Origin of the sequence: Brevibacterium sp. 2SA, assembly GCF_005502845.1 — a bacterium.
GTDB lineage: Bacteria > Actinomycetota > Actinomycetes > Actinomycetales > Brevibacteriaceae > Brevibacterium.
In genome coordinates this window covers 1-14,328 of record NZ_SCMW01000071.1, presented here as the reverse complement: position 1 = coordinate 14,328, position 14,328 = coordinate 1, and the positions used below count along the sequence as shown (strand labels likewise).

The 14,328-nt window shown below is 68.7% G+C and carries 12 protein-coding genes; 6 read left to right on the top strand and 6 right to left on the bottom strand.

Annotated elements, in window-relative coordinates:
• Positions 1-102: 102 nt before the first annotated feature.
• A complete protein-coding gene (locus FFS20_RS18020; RefSeq protein ID WP_171007122.1) occupies positions 103-279 on the bottom strand; it encodes a hypothetical protein in 177 nt (58 codons plus the stop codon).
• Positions 280-1,107: 828 nt separating this feature from the next.
• A complete protein-coding gene (locus FFS20_RS16495; protein WP_137826893.1) occupies positions 1,108-2,760 on the bottom strand; it encodes a thiamine pyrophosphate-binding protein in 1,653 nt (550 codons plus the stop codon).
• A gap of 747 nt (positions 2,761-3,507) precedes the next feature.
• Between FFS20_RS16495 and FFS20_RS16490 the strand changes: the two genes are divergently transcribed.
• The 5 genes from FFS20_RS16490 (at position 3,508) to FFS20_RS16470 (ending at position 7,419) form a co-directional block, all read left to right on the top strand.
• Positions 3,508-4,095, top strand: coding sequence for an alternate-type signal peptide domain-containing protein (locus tag FFS20_RS16490; RefSeq protein ID WP_137826891.1), 588 nt, complete (start codon positions 3,508-3,510; stop codon positions 4,093-4,095).
• A 63-nt stretch (positions 4,096-4,158) separates the two neighbouring features.
• Positions 4,159-4,722, top strand: a complete 564-nt coding sequence (locus FFS20_RS16485) for a hypothetical protein (RefSeq protein WP_137826890.1) — start codon at positions 4,159-4,161, stop codon at positions 4,720-4,722.
• On the top strand, positions 4,719-5,861 hold the full coding sequence (locus tag FFS20_RS16480; protein WP_137826889.1) for a hypothetical protein: 1,143 nt from the start codon (positions 4,719-4,721) through the stop codon (positions 5,859-5,861). The genes FFS20_RS16485 and FFS20_RS16480 overlap by 4 nt, the downstream gene beginning before the upstream one ends.
• Complete coding sequence (locus tag FFS20_RS16475; RefSeq protein WP_137826888.1) at positions 5,858-6,790, top strand: hypothetical protein; 933 nt, start codon at positions 5,858-5,860, stop codon at positions 6,788-6,790. The genes FFS20_RS16480 and FFS20_RS16475 overlap by 4 nt, the downstream gene beginning before the upstream one ends.
• An 83-nt stretch (positions 6,791-6,873) precedes the next feature.
• Positions 6,874-7,419, top strand: coding sequence for a signal peptidase I (locus FFS20_RS16470; protein ID WP_212743369.1), 546 nt, complete (start codon positions 6,874-6,876; stop codon positions 7,417-7,419).
• A 16-nt stretch (positions 7,420-7,435) separates the two neighbouring features.
• Here FFS20_RS16470 and FFS20_RS16465 read toward each other — a convergent pair whose 3' ends face one another.
• The 3 genes from FFS20_RS16465 to speB are packed head-to-tail and all read right to left on the bottom strand — an operon-like array spanning position 7,436 to position 11,642.
• Positions 7,436-8,935 (bottom strand): sodium:solute symporter, encoded by a 1,500-nt coding sequence (locus FFS20_RS16465; RefSeq protein WP_171007121.1) that lies wholly within the window; start codon positions 8,933-8,935, stop codon positions 7,436-7,438.
• A gap of 42 nt (positions 8,936-8,977) precedes the next feature.
• Positions 8,978-10,639 (bottom strand): thiamine pyrophosphate-binding protein, encoded by a 1,662-nt coding sequence (locus FFS20_RS16460; RefSeq protein WP_137826886.1) that lies wholly within the window; start codon positions 10,637-10,639, stop codon positions 8,978-8,980.
• Positions 10,632-11,642: an agmatinase gene (gene speB, locus FFS20_RS16455; RefSeq protein ID WP_137826885.1), complete on the bottom strand. Its 1,011-nt coding sequence runs from the start codon at positions 11,640-11,642 to the stop codon at positions 10,632-10,634. The genes FFS20_RS16460 and speB overlap by 8 nt, the downstream gene beginning before the upstream one ends.
• A 150-nt stretch (positions 11,643-11,792) precedes the next feature.
• Between speB and FFS20_RS16450 the strand changes: the two genes are divergently transcribed.
• Positions 11,793-13,202 carry a PucR family transcriptional regulator gene (locus FFS20_RS16450; protein WP_137826884.1) on the top strand — a complete coding sequence of 470 codons (1,410 nt, stop codon included), beginning with the start codon at positions 11,793-11,795 and terminating at the stop codon, positions 13,200-13,202.
• A gap of 58 nt (positions 13,203-13,260) precedes the next feature.
• Here the strand turns inward: FFS20_RS16450 and FFS20_RS16445 are convergent.
• Positions 13,261-14,328: histidinol-phosphate transaminase (locus tag FFS20_RS16445; RefSeq protein ID WP_137826883.1), on the bottom strand; the 1,068-nt coding region annotated here is incomplete at its 5' end.

The following is a 14,328-nucleotide window of genomic DNA, read 5'->3' as shown; positions in this document are numbered from 1 at the left end:
CAACTGGACCGCGTCGGCTTTGAACTCCGGCGTGAACGTCCTGCGATTCGTAGACATGATTCCCTGTCGTGCCTTCCTGGTAACGACTGTCTACGAGAAGTGTCACACCCCAGTCGTGGTCGCGGCGGCAGCTTCCTCGTCGGTGACGGGTGTCTCCGTCGCGGACGGGACGGCGGCCCGTGTGGTTGCGGGGGTGTTGGAGGGTTCGTTGCTGCCGCAACCGGTCAGGGTCAGTGCGGCAACGGCTACAGCGGCCGCGCCAATGCGGATGGGGGTCATATTGTCTCCTGGTGTCTAGTGGGTGCCCACAGGAACACCTTATGGGAGGGAAGGGCCGTTGTCGGATTACCCCGATCTCTCCCAGGTGGGTGCGGTCGGATTCCTCTCCCAACTGCACCCGGTTCGTGGGGTCAGACGCTCGTGTGGTCGAACGCGTGCCGCTGGAGGGAATCCACGCTCGGGCGGATCGTGCGCAATGCTCTGGTGTCGATCACGTCACCGGCCTTGGTGTGGACGGGGCGTCCACGGACTTGGTGACCACCCGTATCCGGTCCAACTGGTGCCGCGTGGTGCGTATCGAGTTGAGCCACGTCGCTTACATATTGGACACTTTGGGGAGGCTGCTTTTCGAGTGGGTGAGCCTACACGATGTTGTCGCACCTGACTCCGGGTCGCAACCATACGCACTGTCGGCCGAGGCACGCGGACGCGCGGCAACTCGTAGCCGACTCCCGGCCTGTCGAGAAGTGGAGGGCGTCACGGTGTAAAGGTGAGCAGGCCGATGCACTGTCGGTGACCTAAGCGTTTCTAGAGATCAGCTGGAGCAGCTGACATTGAGTGAATGGCATCCCAGATGCGCTCGGTGGCGGATGAGTGGGAGGCGGCGTGAGATAACGTTCGGCCCCCATGCAGCCCCTATCGCGGGGGTCCGGTGACGTTTCGTCTGGTGAGCGGCTTGACGGTGTCGATTCCCGCCATCTCCACTCATGTCACGGCCCCGGCCGCTCGGTTGAATCCGAGTTGCCGGGGCCGTTGTCGTCCCATGATGCCCCGCGGGCGGGATGGGTTCATCGACCCCGACAGGCGGGGTCGGTCGAACCCGACCCCTCACGAGTTCACGCGAATGACCTCCTCCTGATACGGCGCGACGACGGTGCCCGAGACGCGCAGGTCGAGAACGAGGAACTGTCGCTGCTCGACCGGTGTCGCCGCCCATTCGGTGACGACGTCGAGGTCGGAGAGCGAGCGCACGACGACACCCTGGGCACCGGCCGCGGTCGCCAGCGCCGCGAAGTCGATCTCGTCGATGAGCATCGGGGCAGCGGCGAGGCCCTTGCGCCCGTAGAGGTGCACCTCGGCGCTGTAGGCGGCGTCGTTGAAGACGACGGCCATGCCCCGGCCGCCGGCCGAGCGGATCGCCGTGTCGAGGTCCGACAGCGCCATCACCCCACCGCCGTCGCCGGTGGTGAGCACGATCGTCGCCTCCGGGTTCGCCCGGGCGGCGCCGGCGACGCTGTGCCAGCCGAGCCCGATCGACTGGAAGGCCGTGCCGACCATGGCGATCCGCTCCGGTGCAGCCGGCTCCCAGAACATGTTCGCCCACGCGATGAAGTGCCCGCCGTCGGAGACGACGACCCGCTCGGCAGGCATGAGCTCGCCGAGGCGAGCGGCAGCGGCCCGCGGATCGAGACGACCGTCGGAGCCGAACTCCCCACCCTGGTCATAGACCCGATCAGCGGCGGTGTCGACCCGGCCCCGCCACGTATCCGTCGGACCGGTCAGTCCCCGCAGGCGCTCCGTCAGCGCCTCCGCCGTCAGCCGTGCGTCACCGCGGATGAAGCCTCCGACGCGGGCGTGGGTCGCCCGGTCGTCGACGTCGATCTGCCACACCGAGGTGGTCGGGCCGAAGAGCTCCCCGAACCGCATCGTGAACTGGTTGAGCGAAGCACCGATGACGACGGCGACGTCGGCCTCGCGGACGCGGTCCATCGCCGCAGGCGCCCCGAAGCCCCCGGCGACGCCGAGGTCGTGCTCGGGCGCGGGAAAGATGTTGCGTCCCAGCGCCGTCGTCACGGTCAGGGCGCCCGCCGCCTCGGCGAGGTCCCCGAGGGCGGCGCCGGCACCGGAGAGCCACGCGCCCCGACCGGCGAGCAGGAGCGGACGCTGCGCTGAGGCCAAGGCCGCGGCGAGACGGTCGAGGGCGGCGTCGGCAGACTCACCGCCGGGCGCGAGCGGACCCGGCCTGCCGGGACCCGGCACCTCGGGGATCTCGCCGATCTCGAGCGTCGCGACGTCGTAGGGGATCGCGAGGACGACAGGCACCCGGTAGGTCAGGGCATGCTCGATGGCCGTCACCGTCGCGGCAGCGGCATCGACCCGCCCGACCGTGTACGTGCGCACTCCGACGGCTGACGCCATCGCGATCTGATCGACATCCCACGGACGGGGACCGGAGGTCGGCTCGTCGCCGACGACGAGGACGAGCGGAACGCGGGCCTGCGCGGCTTCGGCGAGCGCGGTCAGGGTGTTGGTGAACCCGGCACCGTAGGTCGTCGTCGCCGCGGCGAGGCGACCCGAGGTGCGGAAGTGGGCATCGGCGGCGACGACGGCGCCGGCTTCGTGCCGGACCGCGGTGTAGGTCGCCGAGGTGGAGGTGAGGAGGGCATCGAGGAAGTGGGCGTTGCCGTTGCCCATGAGTCCGAAGACGTCGTCGATGTGGCGGGCGAGCGTGTGCGCGACGTGCGCCGAGGTGTGCGCCAAGAGGGTGCCTTTCGCGAGATATGGAGAGCCGTCCATATATGTCTCGCGTGCGGCTTCGCGCTCCTTTTTCGAGCACCGGCTCCTGGGGCGCTGGATGAGGCGCAGCGTCGGGAACCTGACAGGTACGAATATAGGACGCAGCGGGCACCGGTGCCAAGTCCGGGGGACCATGCCGAGTTCGATGAATGCGTTCCGGGGAGACTGGCAAACGGTGATTGAATTCCCATTGAACAGAACCATGAATGCGTGATGATAAAGTGGGAAATAGACTTTTCAATCACTTTGCGAAATGCCTGATCAGTCCCAGGAAATGCGATCTGCTCGCCGGTGAGGCGGCGCACTCCGACGGAAGCCGTGGTGAGTTCCGAGATCTCCAGTGGCCTTGTCGTAATGTCGTCTGCGGTTTTCCGGATGCCTTTCACGAGGCATTCCTCAGTCGCGACTGCGCCGTGGTGGCAGCGTGGGAGAGAGTCCGAGTCGGATGGTCAGTGGCCTTGTGATCAGGCATGGTGATCGTCATCTCTTCTGACAAATGAATTGTTTGACAACATTGTCATTGCAGGAGTGATGCACGCAATGAAAGAGTCATCCAAGGTTGCGAAACGATAACGACAGTGTGTTACTAACTGAAATGAATGTTAATCTCATTGTGACAGGTATGCGTTATCGAGAACGCGCTGCCCGCACCCTCCCTCTCATTCCGACACCCTTTATTGGCAATATCCTCTGCCGGAAAGCGACACATCGATGAATGTCAACAAGAAAGCCGTCCTCGCCGGCGGAGCCGCCGCAGTCCTCCTCATCGGAGGCGGCCTCACCTTCGCACGCTGGTACGACGAAGCATCTCTGGGCAACGAGGCGGCCAACGTCCAGTCCGGTGAGCTCAACTTCGCCATCGACAACCTCGCATGCCAGTGGGCGAACGGCGGCGACAACGTCGTCCCCGGTGACCTCGTCGTGCCCGGCGACACCATGGAGTGCACCGGCAGCTCGCAGGTCGTGACGAACATCAAGGGCAAGAACCTGCGGGCCACGCTCACCGCAGTGCCCACCGGAGCCCTCGCGCAGCTCGTCGACGACGACTTCGCCGTGCTCAAGGCGACCGTCAACGGCAGCAGCGACCCGATCGTGCTCACCGCCGCCAACGACGGCGACACCTTCGACGTCGGCTTCTCCATCTACTTCAAGGAGTTCAAGGACTCCGTGGACAACTCCCTCAACCGGGACAACCCCGGCACCGACACCGCACAGTGGTGGGGCGAGGAGAACCAGAACACGGACTACTCCTTCAACACCGGCGACATCAAGCTGCAGCTGGTGCAGAACGACCGCTGACGGACAGTCCTCCGGCCCGCAGCAACGGCCGGAGGACTGCGGTGACCGGATGAGAGCTGTCGGATGAGAGTGCGCGTGATCGTGGCCCTGGCGGCCGCCTTGGTGCTGCTCTCGAGCGGGCTCGGCACGAGTGCCAGGTGGTATGAGGAGCTGCGCTTCGCCGACGATCCGATCACGGTGACCTCCGGCGAACTCGCCATCGCCTCGAGCGACGTTGCCTATCGGGTCCTCGGCAGGTATCCGACCGACACCCGCTTCGAGGGGCTGACTGCGTGCACCGCTCCACAGGGCTTTGCGCACTGCGCCGAGGCGAGTGCAGCGCAGCTTGGGGACTTCCGCTTCATGCGCGGTGACCGACTGACCGTGGAATCCCGGTTCGACGTCACCGCGACCGGGACGAATCTGCGGTATGCGATCACGGTGACGCCGCTGCAGCAGACCCCCTCACCAGGGTGGACGAGTGAGGACACGGTGACACCGGGCGGTGTGCTCACCGGTGCGCAGACCGTGACTGTGGAGCGCACACTCGAGTTCTCCGGACCCGTCGGCGCCGGAGACTGGGCCGCGGCCTTCGGCGACGTCACAGTTCCCGACATCACTGTGCAAGCCGTTCAGGAGGACCGATGAGTCACAGGCAGCGCCCGAGGCACCGCGTGCTCGCCGCCGTGTGCGTGCTCGCCCTCGTCGCCGTGGTCGTCGCCGTCGCGCTCGTGCCCAGTGGTGCCACGTTCGCACGGTACTTCGACGAGGCCGGTGACTCCTCGGGAGCGACCCTGTCCTCACAGCAGATTGCGGCGACGACCGAGGGTGTCATCACGCCTGACTACGGCGACTGGAACTGGTTCGATCGGCAGACCAACGAGACCTCGCTGACGGTGACGAACTCATCGCCGACGGCGATGGTCGCCACCGTCGCCATCGGATCCGTCGCACTCACCGGGGCGAACACCGGTCAGGCATCGGGGAAAGCGCGGGCGTACGTCGTCGACCGGACCGGTGCGAAGCAGCAGATCGCCTCGAGCGTGACGACGACACGGACGACGACACAGTTCCCGGAGGCGAACCTCAGCTGGACGCTCGCGCCGGGAGCCAGCCAGAAGATCGTCGTCGGCGTCGAATCGAACTCGACTCAACTCCTCTATCAGCGTCTCGTCGGGGCCGCGGGAGCGAAGTTCGACTTCCGCTTCGCTGTGAACTGGCGCGTCGACGGTCTCTCGAGCGCAGAGAGCGCCGAGCTCTACCCTCACGGCGCCCTCGGCCCGAATCCCGGCGACAGGGCGGCATGCCCGGCCGGGGCCACCGCAGCACAGGAGTGCCGTGGCGTCGTCGCGACGGTGAAGCGACCCGTGGTCACGGTGGCGACGGGATCGAACACCACAGGTGCCTGCAGTGTGACCGACAACTTCGACCTCTCCCACACGTTTTCGGTGAACACGTCGACGCTGGCGGCCTACAGCGGACTGGCGAAGACGGCCCGGGAGCTGCAGGGCTCGAACCCGGGCAACTACGGGTCCTACGCGCCGATTCCCGATGTGGGGTCCGGATTCACCGGCACCAGCGTCGAGGTCGTCCGCCAGCCGTACGAGGTGGGAGAGGGCTACGACCTGACGTTCACCTTCGTCATCCGCGGAACCGGGGGAGCCGGGACTCATGTGCCCGGCCCGAACGGCGAACGAGCCACCCAATCGCCGGTGTACACCCTGTCGATGAAGCGCGAGCGCTTCAGCATCTTCCCCACCTGCAGCGTCAGTCTGGCGTCGCTATGAGAGGAGTTCAGCGCATCAGCGATGTCCTCCCGGCCGCGACGGCGCTGCGCAGGACGGTGACCGTGCTCATCGCGCTCGCCGTTGCCGGGGCGCTCGCCCTGGTCCCCGTCCCCGCCTCGGCGGCTGCCTGTCCGTCATCGATCGATGACGCGATCCGGGTGTCCGAGACCGACGGCGGCGAGGAGACCGCGCCCGGCGATCTCGCCCGGGCCTTCCCCGATGTGCCCGAGCTGCTCGCCCCCGGTGCGGGTGCCGACGATGCACTGGCCATCCGCTCGATCGCCGAGGTGCCGGTGACCGCGACGCTCCGGGTCGCACCGCAGACGACGCCGGTGGAGAATCCCGACCGCGACCTCCAGGTGACGATCACGTGGGCCGGTCGCACCGTCGCCGAGGGAACCTACCGCGACATCGTCGGAACGAGCATCGAACTCGGCTCCCTCGCGCCCGGTGCCCGCGAGACTCTCGCCGTCGACGTCGCACTGCCGGCGGTCGACGAGCGGGACAACGACACGCAGAGGCGCACATGGCCGCTGCGATTCACCCTCGGGGTCGGCGCCGGCGACGAATGCGCAGCCGAGGATGCGCAGGCCGACGTCCGAGCGGATGCGGCGTCCTCGGCCGATTCCGATGCTGGAGGCGACGACACCGCAAGTGCCGGTGCCGACGACACGGCCGGTGCCGACGACACCGCCGACGCCGACGGAACCGACGCTGACGTGGCCGCCGGCGGAACCACCTCGGCGCAGGCGGTGACGGCCAATGACGCCTCGGCGACGAGCACGAGCGAAGGGGGAGGGGCGCTGCCGCGAACCGGTCTTGAGAGCGCCGGACTCGCCGCGCTCGCGGGCATCGCGATCGGGCTCGGTGCCGTCCTCATCGCCGGCGCCCGCCGACCCCGCGCTGAGAGGGGAGAGACGACGATATGACCGTGAAAGCAACCGAGGTTTCTCACGCCGACGGACGTGCCGACCGCCTCGGCGCCGCCCCCACGCACCTTGACGCTCACCCGATGCGACGGCCTCGACCCAAGCGTCGCCTGCGGACGGTCATCTCCTGGCTGTGCGGGGTGCTGCTCGCCGCGATCATCGGGGTGCTCCTCGCCTCCGTCGTCGTGCCGCTCGCCATGGGATGGGTGCCGCTCACGGTGCTCACCGGGTCGATGGAGCCGACGATCCCGCCGGGGTCGCAGGTCGTCGTCAAACCCCTGCGGCCGGAGCAGACCCAGGGGCTCACGAAAGGGCAGATCATCACGTACCTGCGCAGACCGGGCACGGACGACATGATCACCCACCGGATCATCGACGTCGCCGAGGTGGACGGCGAGACCGTCTACCGCACGCAGGGCGACGCGAACAACGCACCCGACCCCGACCCGGTGCGCAGCGTGCAGGTGCGCGGTGTCGTCCGCTACCACGTCCCTCTCGTCGGTTACGTCGCCCAGTTGACGACTCCCGACCAGAAGCGCACGGGCATTTGGATCGTCGCCGGCCTCCTCATCGCCTACGCGGTGTGGGAGGTCTGCCGGCCGAAGCGGAAGGGCTCCGGCCGACACTGACCACCGCTCCCGCCCCCTACCGGCTGAGACGCTCCCGCCACGCGGCCATGATCTCCGGCGACGTCGGCTTCGAGACGAGCGAGCCGACGAGGTAGCCGAGCAGCGAGGCGAGCAGGCCGAAGTAGATCGCCTCGTTGGCGTAGATGTCCACGGTGATCATGATGACGATCGTCGTCACGGAGCCGAGGATCATGCCGGCCATGACGCCGACGATGGTGCCGCGGCGGAAGACGAGTCCGCCGAGGATCGGCACGAAGAGCCCGGCCACGAGCAGGTTGTAGGCAACGGTGAGGGCTTCGACGACGCTCGGCATGATGAGCGCGAGCGCCAGGGTGACGATGCCGAGTCCGATGAGATAGATGCGCGAATCGCGCACCTCATCACCGGTCTCGCGGACGAGCGACTGAGCGAACGTGCGCGTCGGGCCAGCGGAGGTCGCCGCATCGGCACCGTCCGCCCTCTCAGCGGTCTGCGCCACCGGCACGATCTGGCGCTTCGCGAGCAGCGGCTCGACGATGTCCTGCCGGCACACGGTCGACGCGGCGAGCAGCGACCCCGAGGCCGTCGACATCATCGCCGCGAGCGCCGCGGCGAGGACGAAGCCGGCGACGACCGGTGACATCGAGGCATCGACGACGGCGACGAAGACATCGTCGGGCACTGCGATGCCGGGCACGATCCGCAGCGCGGCCATGCCGATGAGCGCCCCGGCGACGGCGTAGAGCAGGCAGTACACGCCTGCCGACAGCCCGCCCCAGCGGGCGACGGCCGGGGTGCGGGCGGTGAACACGCGCTGCCAGATGTCCTGGCCGATGAGCAGACCGAGGGTGTAGATGAGGATGTAGCCGAGGATCGCCTGCCAGCCGATGCCCACTGGGGACGTCTGCTCGGGTGGGAGCACGGAGAACAGCTCGCCGAGGCCGCCGGCCCGCTGCAGGACGAGCGGGAGCATGATGAGGAAGATGCCGACGGTCTGGATGAGGAACTGGACGAAGTCGGTGAGCGTGATCGACCACATGCCCCCGAGCATCGAGTACGTGATGACGATGCCGCCGCCGATGATGACCGACCAGAACTTGTCGAGGTCGAAGAGCGCGTGGAAGATCGTCGCGTACGCCACCGTCGACGTCGTCGAGATCATCAGACCGTACGCGGTCATGATCGCCCCCGACACGAGCCGTGAGCCCTTGCCGTAGCGCAGTTCGAGCATCTGCGAGACCGTGTAGATCTCGAGCTTCTGGATCTTCGGGGCGAAGAGCAGCGAGAGCAGGATGATGCCCAGGCCGATGCTGAAGACGAGCCACATCCCCGACAGGCCTGCGGTGTAGCCGAGGCCCACCCCGCCGATCGTCGAGGCCCCGCCGAGGACGACGGCGGACATCGTGCCCGTGTAGAGCAGTCCGCCCAGCCGTCGGCCGGCGACGAGGAAGTCGTCCTGGTTCTTCGCCTTGAATCGGCCCCAGATGCCGAAGCCGACCATTGCGGCGAGGTAGACGATGACTACGAGTGAGTCCACGGTGACTCCTTCTTTCCGTTTGAGATCTTCAGGTCCGCAGGCTCAGGTGCCGACGGTGATGTGGATGATCGTGGGAACGGTGCGGGACAGTGCCGCGGCGACGGCGTCGGGCAGCTCGGCCGGCATCTGCGACTCGGCCATCGCCACCCCGACCCCGCCCATCGACTCCCCGAGCTTCGCGAAGTCGGGGCGCGCGAGTTCGACGGCGAAGGGCGTCATGTCCCGGTCGACCATCTGCGCTTCGATCTCGGCGTACCCGCCGTTGTCGACGATGACGAAGGGGATCCCGAGGCCGAGTTCGGTCGCCGTCATGATCTCCTGGATCGAGAACATCGCCGCCCCGTCACCGAGGAGGCACACGACCGGGCGGTCCGGTGCGGCGAGCTTCGCCCCGATCGCGGCGGGAATCCCGTACCCGAGCGTGGCGAATCCCGGCATGTAGAGGAGCTGATCGGGGGTGTGCGCTTCGAGCGCGTGAACCGTCCCGTCGTAGGTGACCTGGGACGAGTCCCCGGCGATGACGACATCGGATCCCGCACCGTCGGCGATGAGGCGGGTCACCCGTGCCCCGATCGACTCGACATCGAAATCCTCGGCCCAGGATTCCTTGAGTCCAGCCGTGCGCGCGGCTCCGGATTCCCCCGCCGAGGCGGTTCCCGACCCGGTCTCTCCAGCCTCGTCGAGCGCGGTGATGAGAGCCGAGAGGAACTCGCCGGCATCGGCGCACACGAGGATGTCCCCGCGGAGGTTCTTCCCCAACTGGTCGGGGTCGATGTCGCAGCGGATGACGACCTGCTCAGCCCGGTCGTCGCGGACCCCGGGAGCCGTCTGCGCGCCGATCACACCACCCCACAGGTCGGAGTCGGCGAGTTCGGAGCCGACGACGATGAGCACGTCGGCGGCGGCCGACTCGGCTTGGACGCTCGGGAAGCGGACATTCGATCCGAGCGAGAGCGGATGGTCCTCGGCGACGATGCCCTTCCCGTTGGCGGTGGTGACGACGGGAGCATCGATCGCCTCGGCGAGGTCCTGGACCTCAGCGGCAGCCGAGCGTGCGCCGCCGCCGGCGACGATGAGCGGACGGGAGGCCTTGCCGATCGCGTCGACGGCACGGGTGACGGCCTGGCGGTCGAGTCCGGGCCGCCGCGCCGGGATCGGCGCGGGCACACTGCCGTGCCAGTCGCCCTCGAGCACATCGAGGGGGACCTCGATGTGGACGGGACCGGGGCGGGATGACGCGAACAGTGCGAACGCCTCGGCGACGGCCTGGGCCGCACCTTCGGCGGTGCGGGTGCGCTGGGAGGACACGAGCAGGTGCGACAGCGCCCCGGAGGAGTCCTTCGTCTCGTGGAGCATCCCGATGTCGGCGCGTTCGAGCCCGGTCGGCACACCCGGGGAGAGGATGAGCATCGGGCGGGACTCGGCATACGCCGTCGCCGCCGCGGTGACGACGTTCGTCAGCCCCGGTCCCGAGGTCGTGATGACGACCCCGGGCTTGCCCGAGAGCAGGAAGTAGCCGTCGGCCGCGTAGCCGGCGCCCTGCTCGTGGCGGGGCGTGACCGCGCGGATCCCGAACTCCGGCAGGTGCCGGTAGAACTCGAGGTTGTGGGTGCCGGGGATCCCGAAGATCGTGTCGACACCGTGGGCGGCGAGTGCGGCGACGACGGCCCTGCCGCCGTTGCGGAAGCGATCGGCCTCAGGCACTGTGGACTCCTCCGCTCGGCCCCGAGGGCTCGGTCATCCCGTTGGCGTCGGCCGCCCACAGGGAGAGGATCTCGTAGCCGGCGTGGGCGGCGGCGATGCCGGTGATCTCCGCATGGTCGTAGGCGGGAGCGACCTCGACGATCTCAGCCCCGACGACGTTGAGCCCCTGCAGGCCGCGGATCGTATTGAGCAGCTCGCGGCTCGTCATGCCGCCGGCCTCGGGAGTGCCGGTGCCGGGGGCGGCGGCCGGATCGAGGACGTCGATGTCGATCGAGAGGTAGACGGGAGCGTCGCCGAGGCGGTGGCGGATGCGGGCGACGACGTCCTGGACCGAGGTGAACTGGTAGTCGTCGCTGCGGATGATCTGGAAGCCGAGCACATCGTCGTCCTCGAGGTCCTTCTTGCCGTAGAGGGGCCCGCGGATGCCGACGTGCATCGAGGCGGTGAGGTCGATGAGCCCCTCTTCGCTGGCCCGGCGGAACGGGGTGCCGTGCGTGTAGGGGGCGCCGAAGTACGTGTCCCACGTGTCGAGGTGGGCATCGAAGTGGAGGACGGCGATCCTGCCGTGGGTCTTGTGCAGCGACCGCAGATTGGGCAGGGCCAGGGTGTGGTCGCCGCCGAGGGTGAGGACCTTCGCGCCGTCGGCGCGCAGGGCGTCGGCGTTCTCCTCGACCGTGGCGATGGCCTCCTCGATGTCGAAGGGGTTGACGCCCAAGTCACCGCAGTCGGCGACCTGCTGCCACGTGAACGGGTGGACGCCGGTGGCCTGGTTGTAGGGGCGCAGCAGCTTCGAGGACTGGCGGATGTGGGCCGGCCCGAACCGGGCGCCGGGCCGGTAGCTGACACCGGCGTCGAAGGGGATGCCGACGACCTTGACGTCGATCTTCTCGCCCGGGCGCTGGGCTTCGACCTCGTCGAGGCGGGGCAGGAGTCCGAAGGTCGGGGGTCCGGCGAAGCGCGGGGTCTGGCTGTAGTCGGCAGGGCCGAGGGGCTGAGACGGCATTGACTCTCCTTGCAGCTGGCACGACGCCGGGGAAGCCGGCGCGGTTCGGGACTGATGTGCCATCAGCCTAGGACCTGTCATCCCCGTCACAGATATCCAGTCTGGACAGGAGCGGACCCTCAGATGTCCACAGTGGATAGACTGGGCGTCATGGTCACCTTGGGACAGCTGTGGGCGCGGCGCGAACTCGCCCTCGAGATCGCCGTCGACCCGGTCGGAGCCAGGAACCGGGAGGTCACGATCGTCCACTCCTCCGAGCTGCCGGAGGTCGACGAATGGCTGGCCGGGGGAGAGGTGCTCCTGACGATCGGCGTCGGTCAGGATCTCACCGCGGACTCGGCCGGCGACTACATCGCGAGACTCAAGCGGGTGGGCGTCCATGCGCTGGGGATCGGTCTGGGTCGCGACCTGCCGTCGGCGCAGCTGCCGCCCTCGCTCATCGCCCACGCCCGCGCTCACGACCTCGCGCTCTTCGGCGTGCCCGAACCCGTGCCGTTCGTCGCCGTCGTCGACGCGTTCACGCGGATGCGGGAGGAGGAGTCGAACCGTGAGGTCAGCCGGGCCGGCAGCGCGGGCCGTCGGTTCGCCACCGCGCTCGCGCGGCAGGGTCCGGCCGCGCTCGTCGCCGAGGTCTCTGCCGCCCTGGGCTCCGAAGTCCACTTCGTCTCTCCCACCGGCAGGGGGCTGACCGGGCAGAACGCCCCGACCGACGTGCGTGCCGAACTCATCGCCGAGGCGGTCGGGACGTCACTCGCCCCGCGGCTGCTCCGTGCCGTCGGCGGGCGTTTCGAGGCGGTGCCGATCGGTGACGACCGGGTCAGCGGGTGGCTGCTTGCCGGGCGGGACGCGGCGGTGGCCTCGCGCACCCGGGGACTGCTGCTCGCGACCGCCGCCGCACTCCTCGGCCTCTCGGTGATCGACCAGCCGCCGCGCGCCGGGGAGTCGACGCTGTTCTCGACCACCCTGTCGGCCTCCGAGGCGCGCGCCGAATGGGTGCAGCGCACCGGCACCCCGGCGCTCTCGCGTGCCGAATTCACGATCGTCGGCGGAGTCCGTGGGGACGTCGCCGAGCAGCTCTTCGGCGATCTCGGCGGCGGCACGCTCACCGCCCGGGCCGGGTCGATGATCGGCGTCCTCCACTCCGGGGATCCCCTCGTCGCCCGGGTCGCCGAGGTGACCGGAGTCGACCGGCTGTTCGTCAAGTCGCTGCCGCTGACGCAGGTCCATCACACGTGGACGGTGTGGCGGACGCAGAACGAGACAGTGAATTCCGATGTCAGGGCGCTGCTGTCGGTGATCGACGAGGCAGCGGCGGTGCGCTTCGTCGATGAGGTCCTCGGCGCGCTCCTCGCCTCGCAGGACGGTCAGGATCTGCTGGTCACCCTGCGCTCGTTCATCGCCTCCGGCGGGGTCCGTGACGCCGTGGCCGCCGAGCTCGGGATCCACCGGCACACGGTGCGGGCGCGGGTCCAGCGGATCGAGCGGCTCCTCGGCCGCGACCTCTCCCGACCCGACACGGTCCATGCCGTCGCGATCGCCCTCGAGCTCGCGGAGCTGTGAGCCCGCAGTGCCCTGACCCTGCGACGCTGTGATCCTGCGGCGCTCGCGCCCGCGGCGCTCAGGCGAAGTGCGCGGCGCGGAAGTCCGCGGTGATCTCGAGGACCCGGTCGAGACCGGCACGATCGCCGATGCTGATGCGCACCCCGTCGCCGAGGTTGCGCACGGCCACCGCACGGGCGACGGCGGCCTCTTCGAAGGCGTCGGAGAGCTCACCGAGTGGCAGCCAGACGAAGTTGCCCTGTGCCTCCGGCACGTCCCAGCCCTGGCCCCGCAGCTCGGCGGCGAACCAGTCCCTGAGCTCGGCGATCTCGGCGGCGCGGGCCATCACCTCATCCCAGTGCTGCACCGAGGTCAGGGCCGCCGCCTGGCTGAGGTCGGTGACGCCGAACGGGATGACGGCCTTGAGCAGGCCGGCGATGACGCCGGCAGCGGCGACCGCGTATCCGACGCGCAGTCCGGCGAGACCGTGGGCCTTGGAGAAGGTGCGCAGCAGGACGACGTTGGGGAAGTCGGCGACGAGGCCGAGGCCGTCGACGACGCCCTCGGCGGTCGCGAACTCCCAATACGCCTCGTCGAGGGCGACGAGCACGCGATCGGGGACCTGGGAGAGAAACTCCCTGACCTCGGTCTCGCGCAGAGCGGGTCCGGTCGGATTGTTCGGGGAGCAGAGGATGACGAGCGTCGTCGCCTCGGTGATCGCCTGCGCCATCGCCTCGAGGTCGTGGGTGCCATCGGGCCGCAGCGGCACCTCGATGCGGGTGGCACCGGCGAGCCCCGTCGTCTGCGGGTACATCTCGAACGACGGCCACGGGTAGATCGCCTCGGTCGTCGCATCGGAGGTGATCTGGGTGAGGGCGACGAGGAGTTCGCTGGCACCGGTGGTGACGATGAGGTTGTCGACGCTCACGCCGAGGCGGTCGGCCAGTCCCGTGCGCAGGGCGGTGGCCGCATCGTCGGGGTAGGAAGCGGGGGATGACATGTGCTGAGCGATCGTCTCGCTGACGGCCGGCAGCGGCGGGAGGTGGTTCTCGTTCGAGGAGAGCTTGAGCGGTGTGAGCCCCGGGACCTCTTGCGGCTGTCGGCCGGGAATGTAGGGCGGGAAGGTGTCGAGGGCCGCCCGCAGACG

Coding starts and splice junctions, on each gene's coding strand:
- FFS20_RS18020 (WP_171007122.1), bottom strand. CDS start 279: ATGACCCCCATCCGCATTGGCGCGGCCGCTGTAGCCGTTGCCGCACTG.
- FFS20_RS16490 (WP_137826891.1), top strand. CDS start 3,508: ATGAATGTCAACAAGAAAGCCGTCCTCGCCGGCGGAGCCGCCGCAGTC.
- FFS20_RS16485 (WP_137826890.1), top strand. CDS start 4,159: ATGAGAGTGCGCGTGATCGTGGCCCTGGCGGCCGCCTTGGTGCTGCTC.
- FFS20_RS16480 (WP_137826889.1), top strand. CDS start 4,719: ATGAGTCACAGGCAGCGCCCGAGGCACCGCGTGCTCGCCGCCGTGTGC.
- FFS20_RS16475 (WP_137826888.1), top strand. CDS start 5,858: ATGAGAGGAGTTCAGCGCATCAGCGATGTCCTCCCGGCCGCGACGGCG.
- FFS20_RS16470 (WP_212743369.1), top strand. CDS start 6,874: ATGCGACGGCCTCGACCCAAGCGTCGCCTGCGGACGGTCATCTCCTGG.
- speB (WP_137826885.1), bottom strand. CDS start 11,642: ATGCCGTCTCAGCCCCTCGGCCCTGCCGACTACAGCCAGACCCCGCGC.
- FFS20_RS16450 (WP_137826884.1), top strand. CDS start 11,793: ATGGTCACCTTGGGACAGCTGTGGGCGCGGCGCGAACTCGCCCTCGAG.